General features: G+C 66.6%; 21 protein-coding genes. 8 read left to right on the forward strand and 13 right to left on the reverse strand.

The features are described from left to right. Nucleotides 1-431: DUF6622 family protein (locus GM672_RS20930; RefSeq protein WP_155472475.1), on the reverse strand; the 431-nt coding region annotated here is incomplete at its 3' end. 241 nt (nucleotides 432-672) lie between these two features. Between GM672_RS20930 and GM672_RS20935 the strand changes: the two genes are divergently transcribed. Further along, complete coding sequence (locus GM672_RS20935; RefSeq protein ID WP_155472476.1) at nucleotides 673-1,125, forward strand: (2Fe-2S)-binding protein; 453 nt, start codon at nucleotides 673-675, stop codon at nucleotides 1,123-1,125. A 10-nt stretch (nucleotides 1,126-1,135) separates the two neighbouring features. Further along, the gene (locus GM672_RS20940) at nucleotides 1,136-3,382 is read left to right on the forward strand and encodes a xanthine dehydrogenase family protein molybdopterin-binding subunit (protein WP_211517401.1); all 2,247 of its coding nucleotides are present in this window, start codon (nucleotides 1,136-1,138) and stop codon (nucleotides 3,380-3,382) included. A gap of 51 nt (nucleotides 3,383-3,433) precedes the next feature. Here the strand turns inward: GM672_RS20940 and GM672_RS20945 are convergent, their stop codons facing one another. From GM672_RS20945 to GM672_RS20960, 4 genes are read right to left on the reverse strand one after another with little or no spacing between them, the layout of a single operon-like run. Further along, nucleotides 3,434-3,904, reverse strand: a complete 471-nt coding sequence (locus tag GM672_RS20945; protein ID WP_155472477.1) for a hypothetical protein — start codon at nucleotides 3,902-3,904, stop codon at nucleotides 3,434-3,436. Nucleotides 3,905-3,934: 30 nt separating this feature from the next. Then, complete coding sequence (locus GM672_RS20950) at nucleotides 3,935-5,221, reverse strand: hybrid sensor histidine kinase/response regulator (RefSeq protein ID WP_170300176.1); 1,287 nt, start codon at nucleotides 5,219-5,221, stop codon at nucleotides 3,935-3,937. 7 nt (nucleotides 5,222-5,228) lie between these two features. After that, complete coding sequence (locus GM672_RS20955) at nucleotides 5,229-6,695, reverse strand: ATPase domain-containing protein (RefSeq protein ID WP_155472479.1); 1,467 nt, start codon at nucleotides 6,693-6,695, stop codon at nucleotides 5,229-5,231. Continuing rightward, complete coding sequence (locus GM672_RS20960) at nucleotides 6,696-7,124, reverse strand: hypothetical protein (protein ID WP_229417853.1); 429 nt, start codon at nucleotides 7,122-7,124, stop codon at nucleotides 6,696-6,698. It abuts the gene before it with no gap. A gap of 376 nt (nucleotides 7,125-7,500) precedes the next feature. Between GM672_RS20960 and GM672_RS20965 the strand changes: the two genes are divergently transcribed. The 3 genes from GM672_RS20965 to GM672_RS20975 all read left to right on the forward strand — a co-directional run bounded on the left by GM672_RS20965 (nucleotide 7,501) and on the right by GM672_RS20975 (nucleotide 13,828). After that, the gene (locus GM672_RS20965; RefSeq protein WP_155472480.1) at nucleotides 7,501-8,721 is read left to right on the forward strand and encodes an MFS transporter; all 1,221 of its coding nucleotides are present in this window, start codon (nucleotides 7,501-7,503) and stop codon (nucleotides 8,719-8,721) included. Nucleotides 8,722-8,965: 244 nt separating this feature from the next. Beyond that, complete coding sequence (locus GM672_RS20970; protein ID WP_155472481.1) at nucleotides 8,966-11,824, forward strand: bifunctional diguanylate cyclase/phosphodiesterase; 2,859 nt, start codon at nucleotides 8,966-8,968, stop codon at nucleotides 11,822-11,824. Between the two features lie 69 nt (nucleotides 11,825-11,893). Beyond that, nucleotides 11,894-13,828, forward strand: coding sequence for a helicase-related protein (locus GM672_RS20975; RefSeq protein WP_229417854.1), 1,935 nt, complete (start codon nucleotides 11,894-11,896; stop codon nucleotides 13,826-13,828). Nucleotides 13,829-13,897: 69 nt separating this feature from the next. Here the strand turns inward: GM672_RS20975 and GM672_RS20980 are convergent, their stop codons facing one another. After that, on the reverse strand, nucleotides 13,898-14,644 hold the full coding sequence (locus GM672_RS20980) for a carbonic anhydrase (protein WP_155472482.1): 747 nt from the start codon (nucleotides 14,642-14,644) through the stop codon (nucleotides 13,898-13,900). 212 nt (nucleotides 14,645-14,856) lie between these two features. Here GM672_RS20980 and GM672_RS20985 point away from each other — a divergent pair, with 212 nt between their 5' ends. Further along, nucleotides 14,857-16,050: a DUF418 domain-containing protein gene (locus GM672_RS20985; RefSeq protein WP_155472483.1), complete on the forward strand. Its 1,194-nt coding sequence runs from the start codon at nucleotides 14,857-14,859 to the stop codon at nucleotides 16,048-16,050. Between the two features lie 5 nt (nucleotides 16,051-16,055). On the opposite strand, the gene GM672_RS20990 is transcribed toward GM672_RS20985, so the two are convergent. After that, nucleotides 16,056-16,652: an IMPACT family protein gene (locus GM672_RS20990; protein ID WP_155472484.1), complete on the reverse strand. Its 597-nt coding sequence runs from the start codon at nucleotides 16,650-16,652 to the stop codon at nucleotides 16,056-16,058. A gap of 150 nt (nucleotides 16,653-16,802) precedes the next feature. On the opposite strand from GM672_RS20990, the gene GM672_RS20995 reads away from it, so the two are divergent. Next, on the forward strand, nucleotides 16,803-17,087 hold the full coding sequence (locus tag GM672_RS20995; protein ID WP_155472485.1) for a hypothetical protein: 285 nt from the start codon (nucleotides 16,803-16,805) through the stop codon (nucleotides 17,085-17,087). A 26-nt stretch (nucleotides 17,088-17,113) separates the two neighbouring features. On the opposite strand, the gene GM672_RS21000 is transcribed toward GM672_RS20995, so the two are convergent. The 4 genes from GM672_RS21000 to GM672_RS29300 all read right to left on the reverse strand — a co-directional run bounded on the left by GM672_RS21000 (nucleotide 17,114) and on the right by GM672_RS29300 (nucleotide 22,872). Beyond that, entirely contained in the window at nucleotides 17,114-17,584 is a 471-nt protein-coding gene (locus tag GM672_RS21000; protein ID WP_155472486.1) for a hypothetical protein, read from the reverse strand. Nucleotides 17,585-17,888: 304 nt separating this feature from the next. After that, nucleotides 17,889-18,455 (reverse strand): cohesin domain-containing protein, encoded by a 567-nt coding sequence (locus GM672_RS21005; protein WP_155472487.1) that lies wholly within the window; start codon nucleotides 18,453-18,455, stop codon nucleotides 17,889-17,891. A gap of 97 nt (nucleotides 18,456-18,552) precedes the next feature. Further along, a complete protein-coding gene (locus tag GM672_RS21010; protein WP_211517402.1) occupies nucleotides 18,553-21,567 on the reverse strand; it encodes a M12 family metallo-peptidase in 3,015 nt (1,004 codons plus the stop codon). A 333-nt stretch (nucleotides 21,568-21,900) separates the two neighbouring features. Continuing rightward, on the reverse strand, nucleotides 21,901-22,872 hold the full coding sequence (locus GM672_RS29300; protein WP_229417855.1) for an energy transducer TonB: 972 nt from the start codon (nucleotides 22,870-22,872) through the stop codon (nucleotides 21,901-21,903). Nucleotides 22,873-23,020: 148 nt separating this feature from the next. Between GM672_RS29300 and GM672_RS21020 the strand changes: the two genes are divergently transcribed. Continuing rightward, nucleotides 23,021-23,248, forward strand: coding sequence for a hypothetical protein (locus GM672_RS21020; protein WP_155472488.1), 228 nt, complete (start codon nucleotides 23,021-23,023; stop codon nucleotides 23,246-23,248). Nucleotides 23,249-23,617: 369 nt separating this feature from the next. Here GM672_RS21020 and GM672_RS21025 read toward each other — a convergent pair whose 3' ends face one another. Together GM672_RS21025 and GM672_RS21030 are read right to left on the reverse strand one after the other, a co-directional pair. Beyond that, complete coding sequence (locus GM672_RS21025) at nucleotides 23,618-24,349, reverse strand: C40 family peptidase (RefSeq protein WP_155472489.1); 732 nt, start codon at nucleotides 24,347-24,349, stop codon at nucleotides 23,618-23,620. Nucleotides 24,350-24,520: 171 nt separating this feature from the next. Next, nucleotides 24,521-25,234: a hypothetical protein gene (locus tag GM672_RS21030; RefSeq protein WP_155472490.1), complete on the reverse strand. Its 714-nt coding sequence runs from the start codon at nucleotides 25,232-25,234 to the stop codon at nucleotides 24,521-24,523. Nucleotides 25,235-25,889 lie beyond the last annotated feature (655 nt).

Raw genomic sequence — 25,889 nt, forward strand, 5'->3', positions numbered from 1 at the left:
CCGTTGCACAGGCCCAGCAGCACGGCCACGGCCAGCGCGAAGGCGCTGCCGTCGGCCAGCGCCGGTCGCACGGCGCCGGCCACCGCCACGGCGTAGCGCACGCAGAACACCGTCAGCATCAGTACCAGCGGCAGCCAGCTGCCCGCCTGCGTGACGGTGCCGGCGGCGCGGTCCACGGCCACGGCGCCCTGGCCGCGCCATGCCAGCAGCACACCCACGGCCACGGCGCCCAGCCAGGCCAGGGCGGGCAGTCCGGGCGCGGCGAAGCGGCCGATCTGCAGCAGCGCCAGCACCGTCATCACGGCCGGTATGATGAACAGGCTGCGCAGGCTCGCCGTGCGGGTGCGGCTGGCGGCGACGCCCCGCGTGACCAGGAAGGCCAGGATGGCCCAGACGTAGAGGGGTGTGTGGCCGACGATTTGCTGCAGCATGATGGGTTCTCCGTGGGGTTGCGATGGAGCGATGATGCGGCTGCCGCGGTCTTGCCGCCATGGCAATGCGACGGGAACGGCCGGCGCGGGCGCGAACCGGGTCCGGAACGGCGCGAAACGGAGCAGGCGGCGGCCGATGCCGCGGCCTCTCCCTTCCGGCAGAGCCATGGCCGGACTCCACAGCGGGACGACGAGGCGCGCCCGTTTCCCCTATGATGGATGAACTTAAGAAAGGATTTCCATGCCCAACCTGAACATCAACGGCACCGATACCGCGCTCGACGTGCCGGACGATATGCCCCTGCTGTGGGCGCTGCGCGACGTGGCCGGGCTGACCGGCACCAAGTTCGGCTGCGGCGTCGCCCTGTGCGGTGCCTGCACCGTGCACCTGGACGGCCAGGCCGTGCGTGCCTGCGTCACGCCCGTGTCGGCCGCCGCCGGCAAGAAGATCGTCACCATCGAGGCCGTCGGCCAGGACCCGGTGGGCGCGAAGGTGCAGCAGGCCTGGCGCGAGATCGACGTGGTGCAATGCGGCTACTGTCAATCCGGCCAGGTGATGGCCGCCACCGCCTTGCTGCGCGCCACGCCGAAGCCGAGCGATGCCGATATCGACAATGCCATGTCCGGCAATATCTGTCGCTGCGGCACCTATGGACGTATCCGCGCCGCGATCAAGATCGCCGCGGCGAAATAAGGAGACCGCCATGGGATTCATGAAAGAGCTGGCAAATACCGGCGTGTCGCCGTCGCGCCGCCGCTTCCTGCGCGTGGGCGCCGCCGCTGGCGGCGGCCTGCTGGTCGGCTTCATCCTGCCAGGATGCGACCGCAAGGAATCGGACCGCAAGGAACTGCCGTCGGAAAAAGCCGTCGGCAGCGCCGCCACCGCCGTGTCGAACCGCGCGCCCGGGCTGGCGCCGAATGCCTTCATCCGCATCGACCGCGATGGCGTCGTCACCCTGATCATGCACAAGGTGGAAATGGGGCAGGGCACCTACACGTCGATGCCGATGCTGATCGCCGAGGAGCTGGGCGTGGACCTGGCCAAGGTCAAGCTGGAACATGCGCCGGCCGACAACAACCTGTACAGCGACCCGATGCTGGGCGGCCAGGTCACGGGCGGTTCCACGTCAGTGCGGGCGGCCTGGAAGCCCCTGCGCGAAGCCGGCGCGGCCGCCCGCAGCGTGCTGGTGTCGGCCGCCGCGCAGACGTGGAACGTGCCGCCCGAGCAACTGGCCGTGGCCAACGGCGTCGTCACGCACGGCGCCACGAACCGCTCGCTGCACTTCGGCGAACTGGTCGACGCGGCCGCCAAGCTGCCGGCGCCGAAGGCGGTGGCGCTGAAGGATGCCGCCACCTACACGCTGATCGGCAAGAAGCACGCCCGCCTCGATTCGGCCGCCAAGGTCGACGGCACGGCCCAATTCGGCATCGATGCGAAGCTGCCCGGCATGGCCATCGCCACGGTGGCGGCGTCGCCCGCCATCGGCGGCAAGCTGAAAAGCGTGGACGAACAGAAGGCGCTGGCCGTCAAGGGCGTGCGCCAGGTCCTGAAGCTGGACAACGCGGTGGCCATCGTGGCCGACCATATGTGGGCGGCCAAGCAGGGCCTGGCCGCAGCCGCGCCCCAGTGGGACGACGGCGAACACGCCAACCTGTCCACCGCCACGATCATCACGGAGATGATGAACGTGTCGCGCCAGACGGGCGCCATCGCCACCGACAAGGGCAACGCGCTCAAGGAGCTGGGGCAGGGCGGCGGGCGCAAGGTCGAGGCGGTGTACGAAATGCCCTTCCTGGCCCACGCCACGATGGAACCGATGAACTGCATGGTCGACCTGCGCGCCGACGGCTGCGACCTGTACTGCGGCACCCAGGTGCCCAGCCTGGCCCAGGGCGCGGCGGCCAAGCTGACCGGCCTGCCGCTGGAAAAGGTCAAGGTGCACAACTTCTACCTGGGCGGCGGCTTCGGGCGCCGGCTGGAAGTCGATTACGTGACCCAGGCCGTGGCGTTCGCCAAGCTGCTGGCCAAGCCGGAACCCGTCAAGTTCGTCTGGACCCGCGAGGAAGACATCCAGCACGACATGTACCGGCCGTACTACATGGACCGGCTGGCGGCCAAGCTCGATGCGAAGGGGCGGCCGGTGGCCTGGTTCCACCGCGTCACGGGGTCCTCCGTGATGGCCCGCTTCGCGCCGCCGGCGGTGAAGAACGGCGTCGATCCGGATGCGGTGGAAGGCGCGGCGGACCTGCAGTACTCCATCCCCGGCCTGCACGTGGAATACATGCGCCATGAGCCGCCGTTGCCGACGGCGTTCTGGCGCGGGGTCGGCCCGACCCACAATGTGTTCGTCGTCGAAAGCTTCATGGACGAACTGGCGCACGCGGCGAAACAGGACCCGGTGGCCTACCGTCGTGCCCTGCTGGACAAGTCGCCGCGCCTGCTGGCCGTGCTGAACCTGGCGGCCGAGAAGGCCGGCTGGAGCACACCGATGAAACCGGTGGCGGGGCGCAAGGTGGGCAAGGGCGTGTCGGCCCAGTTCGCGTTCGGCAGCTACATGGCGCAGATCGCCGAAGTGTCGGTCGGCCCGGACGGCGACGTGCGCGTGCACCGCGTCGTCTGCGCGCTCGACTGCGGCCAGGCCATCAACCCGGACGGCATCATCGCGCAGATGGAAGGGGGCATCGTGTTCGGTCTGACAGCGGCGCTGTGGGGCGAGATCACGCTGGAGAAGGGCCGCGTGATGCAGTCCAACTTCGGCGACTACCGCATGATGCGGATGAACGAGGCACCCACCATCGAGGTCCATATCGTCAACAGCCACGACGATCCGGGCGGCATCGGCGAACCCGGCACGGCCGGCATCGCGCCCGCGCTGGCCAACGCCATCCACGCTGCCACGGGCCAGCGGCTGCGCAAGCTGCCCGTGTCGGCGGTGCTGAAGAAAGCGTAGCGACGAGGCCTTTTCGGGGCCGGACCTGACAGGGCCCGACCCCGGTGGCAGTCATTGCCCTGCGATCATCCGCCGCATCGCGGCGGGAATCTCCCCATTACGCCGCCGCAGCACCTGGTCCCCATCCGGCGCGCGCAGCGTCAGCACGTGCGTGGCCCGGTCGTAGTCCAGCATCAGCGCCGGCACGCCCGGGGCGGGCACGATCCTGCCGCTGCGGGCATCCTTGTCGAGAATGGTGGCAATGACGGTGTCGCCCTGCAGCGTGGTGCGGATGCGCAGGCCGACCACGGGCGGGCAGGCACCCTCGGCGCAGGGGCGGGCCGGGCGCGCACCGGCGACGATGGCGCCGTTGCCGTCCGCGCTCAGGTAGGCGGCCGTGCCGCCCACCAGCGTGTCCCCGTGGAAGAGGGCGTCCTGGGTGCTCCACGCGCCCGCCAGGTGGGCCGGCAGCACGGGGGCGGCGCCAGCGGGCACGATGGCCAGCGTCAGCGCCGCGGCCAGCAGGCCCGCGGCCCGCTTCATGACCCGCTTCCTGGCCGGTTCATGGCCGTTTCATGGCCGCTTGCGGCGCCGGCTGGCGCAGCCTTCCGATGCGAGCAGGGTCAGGAGCTTGTCCGGCGGCACCGGCTTGACGAGGTAATCGTCGAAGCCGGCCGCCAGCGCGCGTTCGCGGTCCTCGGGCTGGCCATAGCCGGACAGGGCGACGGCATACAGGTGTTCCGCACCCTCGCTTGCGCGCAGCCGCTCGATCACCTGCAGGCCGTCCAGGCCGGGCAGGCCGATATCGCAGATCAGCACGTCGTAGTCGCCGGCGCGGGCCAGTGCCAGGCCTTCGGCGCCGTCGTAGGCCGCCGTCACATCGTGCTCGTCCAGCATCAGGAAGCTCTTCAAGGTGTCGCACACGTCGACATTGTCTTCGATCAGCAGCACCTTGCAGGCCGTGTGGGCCGGTTCCTCGGCCATGGGGGGATGCGGCAGCGGCGCCGTGGCGGCGGCCGGCAGGTCGACCGTGAACCGGCTGCCCAGGCCGATGCCGTCGCTGTGCGCGCTGACACTGCCGCCGTGCATCTGAACCAGGTTGCGTACGACGTTCAGGCCCACGCCCAGGCCGCCCTCGGACCGGGCCAGCGAGCGCGGGCCCTGGGTGAACAGGTCGAAGATATGGGGCAGCACGTCCGGTCCGATGCCGGTGCCGTTGTCGCTGACGGTCAGCCTGACGTGGGCGCCGTGTGCGTCGGACTGCAAGGTGATGGTGCCGCCGTCATGGGTGTATTTGGAGGCGTTGCCGAGCAGGTTCGACAGCACCTGGGTCAGCCGCACCTGGTCGCCGTCGAGCACGACGTCCGGGTCGTGCAGCACGACGCGCAGCTGCTGGCGCCGTTCGGCCACGCGCGGCTGCACCGTCTCCAGCGCGCGCTCGACCATCTCGGCCAGTGCCAGCGGCGCCACCGCCAAGGTGATCTTGCCGCTGCTGATGCGGGCCGCGTCCAGCAGGTCGTCCAGCAGGCGCGCCATGTGCTCGACCTGGCGGCTGATCACGCCGTGCAGGGTGGCCAGCTCGCGCGACGCCTGCGGCATCCGGTCCAGCATTGCCGCGGCCATGCTGATGGGCGCCAGCGGGTTGCGCAGCTCGTGCGCCAGCATGGCCAGGAATTCGTTCTGGCGGCGATTGACCGCCTCGGCCTCGTCCTGCAGGCTCTGGGCGTTGACGGTGGCCATCACCAGGTGGGCATTGGCCTCGCGCAACTGGGCGTTCTCGGAACGGGCCTGGGCCAGCGCCGCGCGCAATTCCGCTTCGCGCAGGGCGACGTCGGAGAGCGGCTGTTCCTGGTCCGCCATGATCTGCCTAACTGCCTGACTGCGCGGACGGATGCCCGGACAGCATGCCGTCGAAATGCACCCGGGTCGCATCGATCTCGAGGCCGTGGTCCGTGATGCGGAAGGTGCGCAGTGCGTGGCTGTGCGAGACGCCACGCATCTTGACGACGGTGATGACCTTGCACAGTTCGCCGTCCATCTCGACGTAGCGCATGGCGATGATGCCGTCGGCCAGGAAGGCGATTTCCGCTTCGGAAAAACGCAGCTCCGTGAAGCGGTCTTCCATGCCCAGGGTGACGAGCACCGTCACGCCCAGCTTGGCCAGGCTGGACAGGATGCGGAACACGGACAGACGGAACTCGCGGCGGAATTCCGGTGCCAGGTACAGCAGCACTTCGGACAGCGAGTCGAGCACGACCCGCTTGGCGCCCGTGGCGACGATGGTGGTGAGCAGATCGTCGAGCAGTTCGTCGATCGACAGGTCGAGCGAGCGGCTTTCGACGATGGTCACGTGGCCGGCCTGCACCATCTCGGCCAGGGCCGCGTTGCGCAGGCGCGACGTGCCCTTCTCGAAGTAGGCGGCCACGCCTTTTTCGCCCCGGCGTACGCCTTCGGCCAGGAACTGGGTGCCCAGGATGGTCTTGCCGGAACCGGACGGGCCGGCCACCAGCACGGAGTGTCCTTCGGGAATGCCGCCGTGCAGCAGCACGTCCAGCGACGGCACGCCGGACGAGACCAGGCGCTTTTCCACGTCCACCGGGCGGCCCGGCAGGCGGTCGTCCGCCAGCGGCGGCAGCAGGCGCGGGAAGATGCGCACGCCGTCGTTGCCGATGCGGAAGGTATGCATGCCCGACATATGGGCCTGGCCGCGCATCTTGACGACGCGGATCTTGCGCACCGTCGAATTGTCCTGCTGCAGCTGCGACAAGGACAGCACGCCGTCGGCCACTGTCATGATGGGGTTGGCTTCCTGGTCGATGTGCACATATTCGCCGATCAGGAAGCTGGTGGCCTGCCAGCTGGTCATGCGCGTGCCCAGTTCCTGGATGAAGTACTGCAGGTCGGCCACGCCTTCGCTGCCGGCCTTGGCCGTCTGCGCAACGGAGCGGAAGGAATCGACGAAGACGAGGCTGGGGGCGAAATCCTCGACTTCGCGCATGATGCGTTCGAGCACGCCGGAAAAATCGCCGGCGCGCAGGTCCTCGGCCAGGTTGATGTAGCGGATCGCGCTGCCCACCTTGTCGAGCTGGAAGAAATCGTACTGTTGCTGGTAGCGCAGCATCTTCAGGGGCGGTTCGCCCAGCACCGTGAAGAACAGCGCGCGCCGGTCCGGGGTGGCCAGGGTGAACATGATCTGGTGGGCCAGCGTGGTCTTGCCGCTGCCGGGAGCACCGGCGATAAGGTTGAAGGAATATTCGCCCAGCCCGCCGCCGAGCAGGGTGTCCAGTCCCGGCACGCCCGTTGCCAGCATTCCCAAGCTTACTTTGTCGCTCATTTACTTCTGCTCCCCTGCATTTTTTTGCGTCAGCGCGCCCGTCCAGGCGGCGTCCAACAGCCTCGTCGTCAGTGCTTCGCCGATCAGGTCGGAAAGCAGGCTGGTGAACGTCACCAGCAGTGCCGCGTTCGCCTCGAAGGCGAGCGGCGGTTCGGCCCGACCCAGATCCTGCTGCAGTATCTGGAACAGCGCCTCCGGTGTCTGTGCGGTGGGACCCACGGTCAGCCAGTTGAACCGCGCCGCCAGCACGCGGCCCGTACGGCCGTACAGGGCACCGAAGCCGCTGTCGCCGATCAGGGGACTCAGGTGCACGGCCAGGGTCCGCCACGGCAGCAGGTGGTGCTCGGCGAACGCGGCCGCGTCCGCGCCGTCGGGTTGCGCCAGCATGGCCTGGATCAGCCGCTGGCGCTTGTCGTCTTTTTTATCCATGCATGCTGATTAGTGTGGATGGGTTTGCTTGAGCGGTCACGCCGCCATTCGGCAGGCATTATATCGTCCGGCCTGGCCGCTACTGCGTACTGCTGAGCTCAACGGCCGAGGCATCCAGCCAATTCATCGAGCCGATGCAACGAGCCACTTGCATGCGTTAACCCTTGCAGGCGATAGTGGCACTGTTGATGCGATAAGGCAATCACTATGCGTCATCGCGCCGGGCTGCCACAAAACCCATAACAGTATTGCAAGTATAACCGGGGCGCACGCCCCATGGGCACCATAGTTTTTTGGCGAGCTCAGCAGAAAAAGACGGGCCGTGCTATGCTGCCCGGCCTCATTTTTTACGGCCCGCACGCGCAGGCCTGTCGCCATGCATTCCGCCTCAGATTCGAACCTCCCCACCATCATCGCGCCGCGTGGCGCCGGCCCGGCCGAACTAGCGCTGGCCGTCGGCGGCCTGGCCATCGGCACCGGCGAATTCGCGTCGATGACGATCCTGCCGCTGGTCGCGAACGACCTGGGCACGACCCTGCCGGCGATGGGTCACATGATCAGCGCCTATGCGCTGGGCGTCGTGGTGGGCGCGCCCCTGATCACGATCTTCCTGGCGCGCATGCCGCGCCGGCTGATGCTGGTGTGCCTGATGCTGATGTTCGCCGTGGGCAATTTCCTCGGTGCGCTGGCGCCCACCCCGGGCCTGTTGATCGCAGCCCGCTTCCTGGCCGGCATTCCCCACGGCGCCTACTTCGGCGTGGCCGCCCTGGTGGCCGCCGCCCTCGTCACGCCGGATAAGCGGGGCCAGGCCGTCTCGCGCGTGATGCTGGGCCTGACGGTGGCCAATATCGTCGGCGTGCCGCTGGCGACGTGGCTGGGGCAGGTGCTGGGCTGGCGTTCGGCCTTCGTCATCGTCGGCCTGCTGGGCCTGCTGACGGCCGGCCTCGTGAGTTTCCTGCTGCCCGCCATCGCGGCCGGCAACGCCAGCCCCCGGCGTGAGCTGGGCGTGTTCCGCCGCCTGCAGGTCTGGCTGACCTTGCTGATGGTGGCGATCGGTTTCGGCGGCCTGTTCGCGCTGTATACCTATGTGACGCCGACCCTGCTGCAGATCACGCACGCGTCGCCCGTCGCCGTTTCGGTGCTGCTGGGCCTGATGGGCGTCGGCATGACGGTGGGGAATCTGGCGGGCGGCTGGCTGGCCGACCGCTCGCGCACGGCCACCATCTTCGGCGTGCTGGTGTGGAATGCGCTGATGCTGGCCTGCTTCGCCTGGACGGCGCCGCACCTGTGGCTGGCCGGCCTGAACCTGTTCCTGATCGGCACCGGCATCGCCGTCGTGCCGGCCGTGCAGACGCGCCTGATGGATGTGGCCGGCGACGCCCAGACGGTGGCGGCGGCCCTGAATCATTCGGCCTTCAATATCGCCAATGCACTGGGCGCATGGGCCGGCGGCATGGCCATCTCGGCCGGCATGGGACTGTCGTCGACGGGACCGGTGGGCGCCGTGCTGGCGCTGGGCGGCATCGTCGTGCTGGGCATCTCGCTGGCGGTGGACCGGCGCACGGGGCCGGCACCGGCGCTGGCTGCCGCGAAGTAGGCAGCAAGCCAAGCCGCAATAGCCTGAACCATGAGGCGGCCCCGTGGTCCGACCCCATGGACGGTGGCGGCCGGACGTATGCAATCAGGACGACGCCGTCCGCTGGTCGGAGTAGCATGTCACTAGCAGACGAATAGCAATTGGTAAAAGCGCGTGAAGGCGCGAAGCGGCCGCAGCGACGGCCGCTTGTCGTCGCCGTCGCCCAATCGGCGGCGGGCGCACCTCGATCGAGCGGGCGGTAACTATGGACATCATGCATGATCCGCAGAACTGGCAGCTGGACCGCCATGCGGGCGAGCTGGGGCCCTTCCTGAACCAGCTGCGAGACTATGCGCTGTATATCCTCGATCCCGACGGCATCATCCGCAGCTGGAACGCGGGCGCCGAGCAGCTGAAGGGCTATCCCGCCGAAGAAATCCTCGGCCGCCACTTCTCGATTTTCTATCCCCCCGAGGAGCGCGCCAGCGGCAAGCCGGCCCAGGCGCTGGCCATGGCGGCCCGCAACGGCAGTTACGAGACCGAAGGCGAGCGCCTGCGCGCGGACGGTTCCCGTTTCTATGCCGCCATCCACATCAGCGCGCTGTACGACGCCGACCGCGAGCCGCGCGGCTATGTCAAGCTGGCGCGCGATATCAGTGCCGCCAAGGCCAGCGAGATCGCCCTGCGCGACAGCGAGGCGCGCTATCGAGCCCTGTTCGAGCACAGCAACGATGCCATCGTGCTGGCGCTGCTCGATGGCGCCATCCTGTCGGCCAATCCGGCAGCCTGCCGCCTGTTCGGCTACAGCGAGGAAGAATTCGTCCGGCACTCGCGCGACGATATCGTCGACATGACGGACCCCAGGGTCGAGCCGGCCTGCCACGAGCGGGCCGAAACGGGGGAGGCCACGGCCGAGCTGACCTTCATCCGCAAGGACGGCACCCGTTTCGAAGGCAGCGTCACGTCCAGCCTGTGGCAGGACAGCCAGGGCCGCGAACTGACCAGCCTGATGGTGCAGGATGTCAGCCGCCGCCGTGCCGAACAGGAATCGCTGCGCCAGAGCGAAAGCCGGCTGCGCCTGCTGTACGAACACGCGCCCGTGGGCATCGTGCTGTCGGACCTGAACGGCGTGCTGATGTTCGCCAACCGCAAGTTCATCGAGATGTCCGGCTACGCGCCCGTGGAACTGGTGGGGCAACACTACCTGAGCCTGTCGATACCGGAAGAAGCGGGCAGGACGGCCGAGCTGATGCGCTCGCTGTTCGCCAACGAAGTCAAGACGGTCCAGCGCGAGCGCCACATGCGCCGCAAGGACGGCAGCGCGTTCTGGGTGCGCGTGACGGCCGGCACCATGCTCGACGAGAAGGGCCGGCCGGAATACGCCATCGGCGTGTTCGAGGACATCTCCGAGCGCAAGCAGGCCCAGCTGGATTCAGCCCGCAGCGAGGACCGCTTCCGCGCCACCTTCCAGAACGCGCCGCTGGGCATTTCCGAAGCGTCGCTGGAAGGGCGCATCGTGAACGTCAACGCCAAGCTGCTGGAGATCCTCGGTTACGAACGGGAGGAACTGATCGGCCGCTACTTCGTCGACCTGACGCACCCGGCCGACGTCGAGCAGACCACGCAGCTGTACGACCAGCTGCGCAGCGGCCAGATCGACCATTACACGCTGGAGAAGCGCTACCTGCGCAAGGACCAGTCGTTCGTCTGGGTCAAGGTGACGGTGTCGCTGCAACTGTCCGACGGCAAGCCGGAATACAGCATCGCCATCGTCGAGGACATCACGGAACGCAAGCGGGCCCAGGAAGACCTGCGCCTGGCAATGGAGCGCTCCTATCACCTGGCCAACCACGATGCGCTGACAGGCCTGGCCAACCGGGCCCAGTTCAACGACCGCCTGCGCGACGCGCTGGCCTATGCCCGCCGCGACGGCCATATCGTCGCCCTGCACTTGCTGGACCTGGACCGCTTCAAGACCATCAACGACTGCATGGGCCACCTGACGGGCGACCTGCTGCTGCAGGCCGTGGCGGCGCGCATCACGTCGCATATCCGCGCCACCGACCTGGCCGCGCGCCTCGGCGGCGACGAGTTCGTCGTCATCCAGACCCACCTGGCCGATCCCAGCGCGGCCGGTTCTCTGGCGGACAAGCTGGTCGGCGAGCTGTGCGAGCCCTACCTGCTGGACGCTCAGGAAGTGCACAGCGGTGCCAGCATCGGCATCGCCCTGTATCCGAACGACGCGGACGACTGCGAGCAACTGATGCGGCTGGCCGACCTGGCCCTGTACGAAGCCAAGCACCGGGGCCGCTACAACTACCAGCGCTACCGCGACGAGATGGGCGCGGCCGTGCGCGAGGCGCTGCGCCTCGAGCAGGAGCTGCTGCGGGCCCTGCACGAGGACGAGCTGTGCCTGCACTACCAACCCCAGTTCGACATGCGCACGGGCCGCATCACGGGTGTGGAGACCTTGCTGCGCTGGCGCCATCCGGATCGGGGAATGCTGACGGCGGCGGATTTCATCCACGATGCCGAAAACGTGGGGCTGATGCTGCCGATCGGCGAATGGATCTTGCGCACGGCCTGCGAGCAGTACCGCACGTGGCTGCGCGAGGGCTTCGATGCGCCGCTGACCTTGAACGTGTCGTCGCGCCAGCTGAAGCACCCCCGCTTCATGCCCGTGCTGCGCGACGTGCTGCAGTCCACCGGGCTACCGGCGGGCAGCCTGCAGCTGGAGTTGCGCGAAAGCCTGCTGCTGGACCCGAAGTCGCCGGAAGCCTTCCTGCGCCAGTTGAAGGGCACCGGCGTGCAACTGGCGCTGGACAATTTCGGCACCGAGCTGACGGCCCTGTCGTCGCTGTCGCGCTTTCCGCTCGACGTCGTCAAGCCGTGCCGGGCGCTGGTGCGCGAATCGCTGTCCGGCGTGCCGCAGAATTCCATGCTGGCCGCCATCGTCGGCGTGGCCCACGGCCTGCACATCAGCGTCTGCGCCGAGGGGGTGGAAACGGCGGCCGAACTCGATTCCGTCAAACAACATGGCTGCGATTCCGCCCAGGGCAACCTGCTCAGCACGCCCCTCGATGCCGAGGCCATGGTGCGCCTGATCGAGTTCCACGCGCACTGAACGTGGCGCGCGGCCCGCCCACGGCCCGGCTTGCTATACTCGGGCCGTTTTTTTCACCCGCCCGCGACCATGACCCACCCCGACGATGATGACGAACTGATCCAGGAACTGGCGCTGGCCGGACAGGGCATTGCCCTCGTCAAGATGGAGGGGCGCGTGTTCCTGCGCTTCGAAGGTGTCGTCGACGAAGCAGGCCTGCACGTGCCGTATGCGCTGGTGCCGGCCCAGGGGGTGCTGGCCAAGCCGTCGAAGTGGCGCAAGCTGGAACGCGAGGCGCGGGCCGCCCTGATCGCCGAGCGCGCAAACGAGCGGGCCCGGCGTGAACTGGACGAACACGTGCGTGCGTTCGTGCGCGAACTGGCCGAGGAGTGCGAGGATGCCGGCCTGGCGCCGATGGACTTCCTGCACACCCTGGCGGACCTGCAGACGTCCGAGCCGGCCGGGGCCATCTTCGACCGCATTCGCCAGCGCCTCGGCCACGCCGTCGAACGCCAGCGCGAGGAGCAGCACGCCGAGCGCACCCGCCAGAGCATCAACCTGGCCGAATATCCCGCCTCGTTCGACGTGGCCCGGCGCCTGCCGCGCCGCTTCATCGCGCTCCTGGGCCCGACGAACTCCGGCAAGACCCACAAAGCCATGGAAGCGCTGGCCAAGGCCGCCAGCGGCGTCTACCTGGCGCCGCTGCGGCTGCTGGCGCTGGAAAACTACGAGCGCCTGCTGGAAGTGGAAAGGCATGGCAAGCCGCTGGCCGTCAGCCTCGTGACGGGCGAGGAACGCCGCCTGGCGGAGGGCGCCACCCACGTTGCCAGCACGGTCGAAATGCTCGATACGCGCACGGCCGTCGACGTCGCCGTCATCGACGAAATCCAGATGCTGGCCGACCGCGACCGGGGCGCCGCCTGGACCGCCGCCGTCTGCGGCGCGCCCGCCCGCACCGTCTACCTGGTGGGCGCGCCGGAAGCGCGCCGCGCCATCGAGGCGCTGGCCGAACGGCTCGAATGTCCGCTGGAAGTGCATGTCCTCAAGCGCAAGGGGCCCCTCGCGATGGAGCCCGGGCCTGTGCGCAAGGTGAAGAACCTGCGTCCCGGCGACGCGCTGATCGCCTTTTCCCGCCGCGACGTGCTGATGTGGCGCGACATGGTGGCCGAGATGGGCCACTCGGTGGCCACCGTCTATGGCAACCTGTCGCCGGAAGTGCGGCGCGCCCAGGCCCAGCGCTTCCGCGACGGCAGCGCCGACATCGTCGTCGGCACCGATGCCATCGCGATGGGCCTGAACATGCCGATCCAGCGCATCGTCATGACGGCGTCGATCAAGTTCAACGGCGTCGAGGAAGAGGAAATCCCGGCCGCGCTGGCGCGCCAGATCGCGGGCCGGGCGGGGCGCTACGGCATCCACGAGGAAGGCCTGGTGGCCGGCTATGACGCCGACACGCACGAAGTGATGCGCTCGCTGCTGAAGGAAAAACCGGTACCCCTCAATACCAGCGGCTTCGCCGTCGCGCCGACCCTGGAGCACCTGCACCGCATCGCCGCCGTCACGGGCGAAACGGCGCTGGCCAAGCTGCTCAAGCGCTTCATCCACAATATCGACGTGCCGGACGGCTTCTTCTACCCCCGCATCACGGAGGACCAGAACGAGCGCGCCGAATGGCTCGACACCTTGCCGCTGACGGTGGCGGAGAAGTTCACACTGTCGCTGGTGCCGGTGACGACGCGGGTGGCATCGCTGCAAAGCGCGTGGGAGCACTGGGCCATGTCGCTCGCGAAGAAGAAGGTCACGCGCCTGCGCACGGACGATTACGTGCTGCACCACATGACGTTGCAGGAAGTGGAGGACATCTGCCGCCTGTATTCGGCCTACGCCTGGCTGGGCTACCGGCTGCCCGAGTACTTCCCCGACGTGACGCTGGCCCAGGACATGTCCCGCGAAGCGTCGAGCCGGGTCGATTCGATGCTGCAGGACCAGAACGCGTCGGCACGGCGGCGGCGGCCGCGGCGCTAGCACCGCCATCGGAAAATTCGCAAAATTCGCGGACAGTCCCCGAATTTTGCCACACTGGTGACGCAGGCGTCAGCCCGTGACTTCCACCACGCGGCCGTTCAGCGGCTGCACGGGGCGGGCGTTCATCGGGTACAGCTTGCGGAAGCTGGCCAGCTGGGCCTTGGAGAGTTCGACGGGCTGGCGTAGCACCTGCCAGTGCACGCCTTCGCTGCAGGGCGGCGTCGTCAGCGAACCCATGTAGGCGTAGTAGTGATGATCGCCCGGCAGCAGGGCGGCCAGGTCGACGTCGCCCTCCACGGCGTGATGGTCCCCCGCATGGGCCGGCAGTCCGGCGAACAGGGGCTTCAGCGCCGCATTTTCCTTGCCCTGCTTGAACAGCACGGCCACGACGGCCAGCTCGCCCGCGGCGTTGCGGTGTACCAGGTGCGCCACCAGCGGATAGTGCTTGCCGTTGACCGTTTCCTCGCTGGGTGTGTGGAAGTGGAACTGCAGCAGCTTGTAGTCGCCGCTGGCCAGGTGCACCTTGCCGCCGTCGGCCAGGTTGACCTGCACCGTGTGGCCGTTGTTGACGATATCGGCGCCGCTGGCCGTGTAACTGAAATCGATCGGCGCCGGGGGACCGGCCTTGGCATGGCGGATGTCGACGGGCGACTGCGCGTGGCCCAGCTTGCAGGCGGAGAAATCGGGCTCCAGTTCGGCCCAGTGCGCCGTGCCGGCCTTGCCCGTGTATTCCCAGTGGGCGCCGGCCTTGTCGGCGGCCTGCACGCCCGCCATGGCCGCCAGTGCGGCGGCCAGCAACATCATCTTCATCTTCATCGATACGCTCTCTAGATAGGACAGTGGGGAGCGGGACACCCGACAAGAAACTTGCATCCCGCCAGCCGCCACCGTAGCAAGGGCGGCGGTAAGATTCCGTTAAGGCATGCTGAGCCGAAACTTAAGCTGGACAACATGGGCGCCACCAAGATCTGCTGACCTCGCATCCGTTTTGTGATAACGTTTTCAGACAACAATAACCTGGAGACGTCATGGACCAACAACGAGGCCGGCTGACCTTGGTGGATGCCCTGCGCGGCTTTGCCATCGCGTCGATCATGCTGCTGCACAATATCGAGCACTTCGACCTGATGCACCGGCCCGACGGCCAGCCGGCCTGGCTGACCAGCATGGACCGGGGCGTGTGGGACACCTTGTTCTTCCTGTTCGGCGGCAAGTCATATGCCATCTTCGCGCTGCTGTTCGGCGTGACCTTCCACCTGCAGTTCGGCGCGCGGGCCGCGCGCGGCGAGGCGTTCCGGGGCCGCTTTGCCTGGCGCATGGTGTTGCTGCTGGGCTTCGGCTTCGTCAATTCGCTGTTCTACCAGGGCGACATCCTGTCGCTGTATGCCGTACTGGCCTTCTCTCTGCTGCCGGTGGCACGCTTGCGCGACGGCGCCGTGCTGGCCATCGCGGCGTTGCTGCTGCTGCAGCCGGCCGCGCTGGTCGCCATCGTCGAGGCCCTGCCGGCGCCCGCCGTCACCTTGCCCGACCCCGCTTCGTGGGCGTATTTCGGCCGCAGCACGGCGTACCTGGCGCACGGCTCGCTGTGGGAAGTCTTCGCCGGCAACCTTGTCAACGGCAAGACGGGCGTCATCCTGTGGAGCTTCGAAAACGGCCGCCTGTTCCAGATCCCCGCGCTGTTCATGGTGGGCATGGTGGCGGCGCGGCGCGAGCTGTTCGCCGTCAGCGATGCCAGCCGGCGGTTCTGGCGCCGCGCGCTGCCGCTGGCCGTGGCGGCCTTCGTGGTGCTGTACCTGGTGCGCGCCAACCTGGGCGGGTGGATCGCCGCCGAAGGCCTGCGCCGGCCCGTGGACGTGATCGTCCAATCCTGGTCGAACCTGGCGTTGATGGTGGTGCTGGTGGCGTCGTTTGCGCGGCTGTTCCTGGCCGGAGCGCCGGCCCGGTGGCTGGGCCACCTGGCGCCGCTCGGACGGATGAGCCTGACGAGCTACGTGGTGCAGTCGCTGGTGGGCACGAGCTTGTATTACGGCTTCGGCCTCGGCCTGTACCAGGTGACGGGTGCCACGGTCTGCCTGCTGCTCGGCATCACGCTGGCGCTGGCGCAAGGCGCGCTGTCCGCCTGGTGGTTGCGGCACCACCGGCAGGGGCCGCTCGAAGCCCTGTGGCATCGCGCCACGTGGCTCGGCAGGCCCCGGCCGGTCCTGGCGCCCAGCGCCGGATGAAGCCTTCAGTCGCCGGGCTCGCCCAGCCACACGATCCGGCCGTTGCCCGCTTCGTTCAGCCGCGTCGTCAGCGCCTGCGCGGCCGTCACGGGCAAGGTGAAGGCGATGCGCACGTCGTCGCCGTGGCTCACTTCGTCCAGCTGGGCCCCGGCCCCGTCCAGCTCGCGCCGCAGCAGGCCTTCCAGTGCATACGGCACGGCGCAGCGCAAGGTCAGTGCCTTGACGATGGCGATGCGCTCGGCTTTCAGCAGGGCCTGGGCTACGCTGTCCGTATAGGCGCGCACGAGTCCGCCCGCTCCAAGCTTGATGCCGCCGAAATAGCGCACCACCGTGGCCAGCACGCCTTCCAGGTCCTGGTGGCGCAGTACGTCCAGCATGGGGCGGCCCGCCGTGCCGCCCGGTTCGCCGTCATCGACGGCGGCGGACTGGCCGCCGGCCAGCAGCGCCCAGCACACATGGGCCGCGCCAGGATGCCCGGCCTTCAGCTGCGCCACGACGGCCTGGGCGGCGGGCCGGTCCGTCATCGGCTGGACGCAGCAGATGAAGCGGCTTTTCTTGATGATCAGCTCAAAGGAGCAGGGGGCGGCGAGAGTGTGCGGCATCGAACGGCGGCGGCGGTGAAAGAGGGCGATTGTACCGCGCCGGCACCGTAGGTATTTCCAATCGCTCATGCGTTGAAGGCCATGTTAGTCTGGACCGTGGCCCGCCACCCGCTTCAGCAACGGCGCGGCCCATGCAAACTGGGAGGTACGATGGAACCAGCATTGAACCGGCGCTCGGACATGGCTTTGGCCCGCATCATCGACCATGCCGTGGCGGTGGCCTGCACGCACGGCTGGCGCTACGCGGCGCATTACCTGGAAAACCATGGCGTGAACGCGGCCACCGTGCGCCGCGTGATCATGGGCGACGGCAGTGCCCGGGCCGGCCGCGGCTGCCCGACGCCGTGGTTCGGCGTGCCGGCACGGGAGCGCGAGCAGGAACACGAGCTCGGTGCCATGAGCGACGGCGCCCGGCGCGAAGGCGCCAAGTCCTGATTCGCCGCGGAATCCGTCAGGTAACCTCAGGTGACCATCTCCGATGCCTGGTCGGTCCGCTGCGAGCGCGCCCCGGCGCGACGGCGGGTGGGGTCGTACAGCACGCGCATGATGGTTGCCGTGCCCACGCAATGCATGCGCAGGAATTCCTCGGCATAGTGCCGGTCATGCCGGCCCAGCAGCACCAGGGCCTGGTCGATGATGGTGGCCAGCTCGCTGTTGCTGCGGACACAGCCGGCATGCGCCCTTACGGCGGGACTGCGGGCCGACAGCTGGGGAATGGATTTGCGTACGCGGTCGTCGCCGAGGGCCGGATGCTGGGGGTCGCCGGCCCGGCGCGGCCCTTCCCGCGACAGCACGCGCAGTGCGACATGGCGCGGCACCTCGCGCATGCGCATATGCCGCCAGGCCTTGACGGGCCCCCACAGGATATCGATATCGAGTGCCGCGGCCACGGCAAGCGATGTATGTTGGTCGTGGCGCTGGTCGTCGTTCATCCTGGCCTCGCGAGAGTCGTTGACGAATTCCGTTGGCGTGCCTGCGGTGTTGACTGCGGTGTTGACTGCGGTGCTGCTGATGTCTACTGCGTGCTGTGTGAGCTAGTCTGCCTGCTGCCTCGCTTCACCGCGGGTCACTTGCATGCGCGCCGGCTGCCGGCGTGGCGGTGAAGGGATGGATGTGTGACCTTAGCACGTAACGGCGGTTGCTTTCATTGAATTTGGCAATGGATTTCGCGCGCGCGGTCGCCACGAAAAAAACGGCCCCGCATGCGCGGGGCCGTGACGCCTGCAAGCTGCCCGTTCAGGCCGCGCGGCGGCGCAAGGTGGCCAGGCCGGCCAGGCCCACGCCCAGCATCAGCCAGGTGCCCGGTTCCGGCACGGCCGCCAGCGGCGCGGCGGTGTAGGTCACGGCGACATCGGCCAGGTTCGAGTCGAGGAAGATGCCGTCGCTGAAGGCCAGCGGCGTGGTGCCGTAGCCGATCACGTCGAAGCGGATATGGGCCAGCGCGCCGCTGCCGCTCACGCCCGCCGTCGGGCCGAGCAGCGTGTTGAAGACGAACGACACCTTGCCGGCGCCGTTGTCGATCACGTCGTAGCCGCCGTAGGTGGCGCCGCCGGTGCCCAGGAAGGCCCCTTCGGTGACGGCGGTGGCGCGCAGCACGGCCGGATCGTACGACAGCGAGAACTGGTAGGCATACAGGTCGCTGGCGTCGTCGATCAGCACCGACAGGTCGACGGTGGAGCCGACGATGGCCGGATTGGGCGAGGCGTCGATCGACACCACGGTTTCGGCTTGGGCCGCGCACGCGGCGGCGCCCAGCAGGGTTGCAACGACCAGGCGGTTTTTCCAGGTTTGCCAACTATTCACGGTTTTCTCCTTTGCCCCGCGCGGCCCTGCCGCGCGGGTAATTGATGGTCCGCCGGAGCGATCCGGCGGAGGAAGGCGTCATGCCAGGGACGGCGCGTCAGTTGCAGGCGCTGCCGGCGGGCAGGCTGCGCGACACGCTGGCCACGTCGCGCACGTCGACGACACCATCGGCATTGACGTCGGCGCGGGCGTCGAAGCCGACCTGGCCGGTGCGCTTGCCGAGCGACGCCTTGACCAGCGCGACGTCGGCGCAGCCGATGCTGCCGTCGCCGTCGACGTCACCCGTCACGCGGATGCGCAGGTCCGCATTGGACACGTCGAAGAACACGTTGCCCAGCGCTTCGACCTTGATGCGTGCCGCGTCGGTGGCCAGCGCCGGCAACGTCACCGCCTTGCTGCCCGTGTTCGGCGTGCTGGCCGCCAGCACATGGGGATAGGTCTTGCCGCCATCGACGGACAGCACGATGCGCACGTTGGCCGTGCTCACCGGTGCCACGTTGGTGTTGGCCACGCTCCACGTGACGGTCTGGGTCGAGCCGCCCTCCACGGTCGCGGCGCTGTTATGCGACGTGACGAGGAAGGGACCGGCGTTCTGCGCCAGGGTCAGTTTCGTGCTGGCGCTGTTGACGCCGCCCTGGCCGTCGCGCGCCGTCAGCTTGAAGTTCAGCGCGGCCGGATTGGCGTTGTCGCCCGCGCCGCGGTAGCTGGCCGTCGGCAGGTATTCCGAGTAGCAGTCGATCTGGGCGGCGGTCGGCGTGGCGGCCGGCGTCGGGCAGGCGCCCGTTTCGGCGTTGGTGTTGTTGATGAGCAGCTGCGGCAGGTCGGGGAACACGCGGGTCGGCACGCCGGTCGTGTGGTTCTCGCCGGGCGAGCCGTACTTGATCGAGTCGGCGCTGCTGACGACGGCGCGCACGCCGAACTGGCGGAACAGGGGGCCGTTGACCTTGCCGTTGCTGAGCAGGGCGGTACCGTCGTCGCCGCCGATGTCGTTCTGCTCCCACAGGTAGGTGAGCGCGTCGCCGTCGGCATCGACGGCCGTGCCGGTCAGCGCGAACGGCGTGCGCAGCGGGATGGTGTAGCCCGGTGCCACCGTCACGACGGGGGCCGCGTTGCCGGTGGCGCTGATGCTGCCGCCACGCTTGGTCAGGCCGCCCACGGCCACTTCGCCGACGAAGCCGCTGACGCCGGCCGAGCCGTTGACGATCTCGAGCGGAGCCACGTCGACGCCAGCCAGGGTGCCGCCGAAGGTGGCCGTGAAGCCGCCGTCGGACAGGGCGCTGATGGTGACGACGCCGCCGTTCGGCCAGCCTTCGATGGCGCGGATGGCATTGCGCACGGCCGACACGGTGTAGTTGGTGCCCCGCACGATCGGTGCCGACAGCTTGCCGTTCCAGCGCACCTGGAACTGGGCGCCGTTGCTGCTGAAACCGCGCAGCGCCGCCGCCTGCACTTCGTTGACGCTCGTTTCGGCGCCGGACGTGTAGGCGACGATTTCGTCGAAGCTGCGCTGCGACCAGTAGGGATCGCTGTGCGGTTGCAGGTTGTCCGGACCGCAGATGCCGGCATAGGCCATGATCGACGAGCCGCTGCCCGGTTCGACGGACGTATCCGGATTGCGGTTGCCGCCCGTGCAGCTGCCGTTGGTGCCGTTGAAGGTGTGGTTGCCGGAGAACTGGTGGCCCAGTTCGTGGGCCACATAGTCGACGGCGAAGTAGTCGCCCACGGGCGTCGGCACGCCCGTGCAACCCTGCGCCTTGCCGTTCGCGCCCACCACGCCCAGGCTGGCGATGCCGCCGCCGTTCAGGCCCAGGGCGATGTGGCCGACATCGAAGTTGCCGGCGCCGGCCAGCAGGCCCGTGACGATGCGGTTGCGGCTGAGCAGGCTGCTGCTGCAGCCTTCGGCCTGGCTCGGCGTGTAGCAGGCCGTGGCGCCGCAGGGGCCGTTCGCGCCCGTCATCTGCGCATCCGTGTCCAGGTTCAGCGCGTCGGTGGCGTCGATCAGCACGAGGCGGATCGAGGTTTCGTCTTCGTAGATCTGCGTGACGCGGTTGATCAGGGTGACCTTGGCCGCCGTGACGTTGGCCGAACCGCCGAAGTAGTTCGCATACGACGGGTCGGTGACGAGGGCCAGGCGGTAGGTGCGCAGCTGGTTGCCCGTGGCCGCATCGACGCTGGTGGCGTCGCTGACGACGTGGAAGGTGGCCTCGCTGGTGCGTTCGCCGTCGCTGGCCGTGACCTGGTAGGCGCCTGGATTGCCGCCCTTGTCGGCCGGCAGCGTGGCGCGCACGGCGCCGTCCTGGCCGGCCGTGGCGACAACGGTCTGCAGCGGCGCCGCATCGCCTTCGGCGCGCACGACCAGCGTAACGCTGGCGCCGGGCGTGAAGCCGGCCCCGCGTACCTCGAGCTTGTCGCCGGCATGGTAGAAGCCGCGCGTCAGGCTCAGCTGCGCTTCGGCCAGGTCTCTTTCCAGCAGGGGACCGTGCTGGTTCGGCAGGTCGCGCCGATGGTAGCTGGCGTACACGCTGTCATCGAGGTGGTAGTAGGGGTCCACATACCAGCTGCCCTGCGACGAGCGTACCGAGGCGTGCAGGCCCAGCGGGGTGATGTCCATGCGCAGCGTGGCGTTCGGATCGTCCACGCCGCGGCCCTTGTAGGTCTTGATGTTCGGGTGTTTCGCCGCCAGGCCCGCTTCCATCACGGGCGAATCGACAATGACGAAGCGCTGGTAGCCGCCGTCCGGGTGGGGCAGCGAGATGGTCTGCTGGCCCGTGACGGCGCCGTCGCCCCGCTCCTGGGGCGCGCCGGCCGCCAGCGACTTCATGCCGGACTTGTCGAGGGTGGCAGCGTGGAACTTGCGAGGCTTGACGGAGAGTTTTTTTGCGCCCCCGCCGACCACCAGCGAGTCCGTCGGCACGGCCACGCTCTGCCAGAAGGCGGCGGCAGCCTGTGTCGTCACGGGAGCGGCGGTCTGGGCCGCGCCGGCATGGGGCAGGATGGCTGCCCAGCCCAGGGCGATACACAGGGCGAGGGTGGTTCTGGCACCGGGGCCACGCGGGTTGCGCGGCTCCTTGCGCCCGTCCTGGTGGGACGGGGTCGAAAACTTGATACTCATGCGGTGTCCTTTCGCGTCTTGGGTTCTCTACACTTCGTGGTTGTTATGCTGGTGTGTCGTCTTTCGGATACGTCCTTGGAAGCGGCCGCCGTCCGGGCGGCATTGTTGCGATGCCGGCATGTAAATAATGCAATGCAAGCCAGGCAAGTATTGACCAATTGCACTTGTGCGACAACCGGTATTGATGCGGTGTTGTAAAGCACGCAGCTCTGCCGGAAGAGGCTTTGACGGGGACGCGGAAGTGCGGTAGACGCGAGGGGAGGGCGGAAGGATTGTCGGCGGGGACGGCGGCGAGCCCCCGCCCGCTGCGGGCTGTCGTGGCTTGTCGTTGGCTTACTCGAGTGTCCAGACGTACTGCAGCTGCAGCCACGCATCGACCGGCTTGCCGTCGACGTTGGCCGGCGTGAAGCGGCATTCCGCCAGGCCCAGCAGGGCAGCATGGTCCAGGTCGGCATGGCCGCTGGACGTGCCCACGTCGGCGTAGGCGATGCGCCCATCGGCGGTAATGAAGTAGGCCAAGGTGATGGTGCCGGTTTCTTCATAGCGCAGCGATGCGCGGGGCCATACGGGCTTGTCGCAGGTCGCCAGGTCCACCGTGGCGCGCAGCGGTTTCGTGCCGGGAGTGGGCCGCGCCAGCGGGGGCAGGCCCTTCAGGACGCCGGCCTTCGCTGCGGCGTTCGCATCGATCGCATCGAGCGCGGCGCGGAACACTGGGGCCATGGCGCCGTGCCCCTGGGCGGCGGCCTCGTAGGTGGAGCGCAACGTGGCCGGCCGCTGTGCCCACTGGTAGGCCAGCACGAGGGCCGCCGTGGCGTCCGGCACGTTGTCCTGCGCCGCCAGGGCGCGGCCCAGGTCCAGCCAGTACGGCCCGTAGGACGGCATCTGGGCGAGCGACTGGCGCAGCACCTTCGCTGCGTCGGCCGGTTGCCGGTTCTTCAGGTAAGCCAGCGCCAGCGCGCGCCGGTTTTCGGGCAGCCAAGAGTGGATGGCCTGCGGTTTCTGCAGCACGCCGACGAGCGCCGTGCCGGCATCGTCGACACCGGTCGCTTCGCTGTACGGACGCACTTCCTGTGCCGTCGCCGGCGGTGCGTCCTTGGGCCGCAGCTGCGTCATGCGCGTCATCAGCGCCAGTTCCTTCACATGGTCGCCGCTGCCGGCCTGCGCCAGCAGCGCCGCGATGCACGTCTCCGCGCTGACGCAACCGGCCTGCCCGGCCTCCTGGGGCGCGAACCCCGAGGCGCCCGCAGGGCCGGCAAAGGCCGTGCACAGGGCAAGCAGAAGAAGGGGGCGGCGAACGGACATCATCGAAAGCTCCTGGCTGGGCAATAAGGGGTAGCGATGGTAGCCGAAATTTCATCCTGGAAAACTATCGAAGACTATCGCCAAGGCATGGCCCCGGGGGCGACGTGCCGGATGATAGGATGGCGCTTTGATTTTCGACGCAGAGGAAGCCATGACCGTATTTGCAATGCCCGTGTTCGACGCCACCGTCATCTACGAAGGCAAGGAGCTGTTCAAGGGCAAGGGCGCCGCCGGCATGTGGGCCGACAAGCTGGCCGCCGAGATCGGCGGACCCGTCACGGTGGAAAAGATCGGCACCGGCTGGGCCCTGTGCGGGCGCAGCGACGATGTCGATTGCAAGTGGGGGATTTATGGGCAGCGGTTGAAGCGGCTGGATTGAGCGGCTATTTGATGGGCTAGAACCAGATCTCCATCGAGCTGAAATCGCAGCTGCGCGCGCATTCCTGGAAGCGTCTCGTGGAAGAAGTGATCAGGTCGATGTGCCCGCCACTGACCACGCTGCCGAGCTGGCGTATGCGGAAGAATGACACTACGCCGGAACGGGTTCCGATACCGTCAACGGCTGCTTTTTCATGCTTGTACAGTTCTGGGGTCGTTCCTACTGGCGCCTGCTTGGGTTCCTGAGAAGGCCCACCCGGGACGGTGGAGCAACGCGTCCTTGCAAACTCATGTTCCTTGCGACCCTCTTCCTAGACCATCCAGAGCGACTCTCGAGATAGAAAGCCAGATCTTTTCTCAAAGATGATATCTATACGGATTTCATAAAATTTTCATCCAGCGCATAATTAATGAAGAGGTCGTCCTCCGGAATGCGGTAGCCCGGATAAGGTAATATATATCCGATGAAAAATCCGAAGATCAGATCAATGGCGATATCCTGAGGAAGGAATGTGCAGGGGCGGAACGCAGGGGCAGCCGATTTGCCGATAACCCCGGTTTCAATAAAGGCCGAGACGACCAGTTCAGAGCAGAAGAGCCTGGATGATGGACGAGCTTCCGGTGCCTCATCGTTATCAAAATACCCCTTTATTCGCCGCAGTTGGGTAGACAGCGCCTCTTCACGTTGCGCGTCATATTCCTTGAGTCCAGACAAGTTAAATTGCTTTCCCAACGAGGCGTCGGCGAATTTACTTAACAGGGACAGTCGGTTGCCATCCCATGCTTTTGTATTCCTCAAAACCGCGACGTGGCCATACTCGTCGAGTAATGCGGCTGCATTCGTCAGCCTTACGCCGCCCCCTGACGACTCGAGGATAGAGCCCCTCTCGCAGCAGATGGCTGCATGGGAGTAGCCAGATTCGCGCCCAGAACGGGCCTCGCGCATATCGGGAGAATAGCAAAGGATCACGTCGCCAGGAATAATGTCATCGGCGGTAACGAGTGCGTGTTCGAGCTTACGTATCATCGTTTTCCTCTTAAGAATCCGTGCCGAAAAAATCTTGCCAAACGCTGCCTCTCTTTCCGGAATGGTCTGGTCCAATAAAAGCAGTCCGGTGTTCCTTTATGATTCTCCCCATCCATATCATGACCGCAGCTGCTGCAATGGGAGGGCTGCCCCGCTTTCGGTTCTCGACCGCAGTAATCATGGCATCGGGACCAAATCGCGAAATGCTATTTCATTGTCTATGCTGAGGGCTTGCCGGATGGCGACTCAAGAACCCATTTTGCTGAGCAGCACAGTTGTCAAAACGAGGACGACGATGGAAATTAAGGTTAAACCTGCGGCTGCAACTCGACTCATGAGTTTGCCGCTGGCTTTTCGCCTTTCGAGCATCACGCCCGGTATTGCCCTGACAATTGCTGAAAGCAGAATGGAAGCGAAAAATATGAAGGAAAAGATCACCCAAGGCGGCATTCCAAAGCTGGGAAAATGATTCGACCAGTAGCCCACTATCAGCGCTCCGAAGCTCAACGACGATGTGTGGAAAATGAAACTTTCCAACGGTTCAGCCAAAACCTTTCGTAGCAAGAAGCTCACTTCATCATTCGTCACAAGCGCCAGCAAGGATGCGATCAATGTCAGATAAAATAATGCGAGAGGAAATGTGCTGTAATGGTGCAAAAATGAATCACCGAAATCCAGCGCAAGAGTAAGAAACTTCGTGTCACGTAATTTTTGTGTGCCCAAAGCGATCCACGCGAGTATGAAACCGCAAAACGCGCTTTGTAAAAAGTGGATTATGCTTGGTAGAATAAAAATCGCGGTGCGTCGCATTGGCTGCAAGTTGGCCAGCTCATCCGGATGAAAATATTCCTTGTACTTTTCTATCTTATTTTCAAACCAGCTGGATTGTTTTGAATCGTTTGGCGCACCATCCGGGGAGCTAGGATTGGCTTGCTGTTTTTTATCGGTGTTTTTTTGCATGTTGAATGGAAGCTCGAGAGAAAAAATTAATTCGGATGCGTCAGGTTTTTTCGTGCGCCGGGTTGGCGGAGCGGCGTACGCGATAAGATCAGGGATAGGTTCGGAGCTGACCGAATCGACGAAATGGCCGCCAGGCAGGCATGGTCCAGGGTGCGAAGGCAGCTCCGTGGCTCGTGCCCGTTGTCAGGAGGTCTCAAAAAATTGGTTTCGGGAAAGTTTATCCTAAAGTATTGATGCTGTCTAATTTCATGGTGCTGCTCTCCTTTTCCCACATGGATAACGTTGTTGTAGTTGCTTCAGAATGAATTGCGAAGCGTTTTTCATTCGTTCTGCTGACGGTAATCCGGTAGTCGAGCTGCGATTTGATACGCCAGGTCCGGTGTGTCCAAGACCTGCGCGTCACACCCCAGCCGGCCCTCGGCGCTGTGCCGTACACCGTCGAGGTAGGTGTATGCCTTTTGCCGCTCGATGTAATGGTGCGGCGGCATCTTCTCCGGGTGTCGCATCTTCTATACAAAGCCATCGCGGTTCATCGTGTAACTGCGCGCATTGGCTGCTGCCTCGAGCGGGCATAGCAGAATGACGAACCACGCCTTATTCATCAGGCCTCCCTTTCGCGTCTGAAAACTGATCTTCGCATCGATGACTGGCGTCC

This window comes from Pseudoduganella buxea (assembly GCF_009720835.1).
In the GTDB taxonomy this organism is placed as follows: Bacteria; Pseudomonadota; Gammaproteobacteria; order Burkholderiales; family Burkholderiaceae_D; genus Rugamonas; species Rugamonas buxea.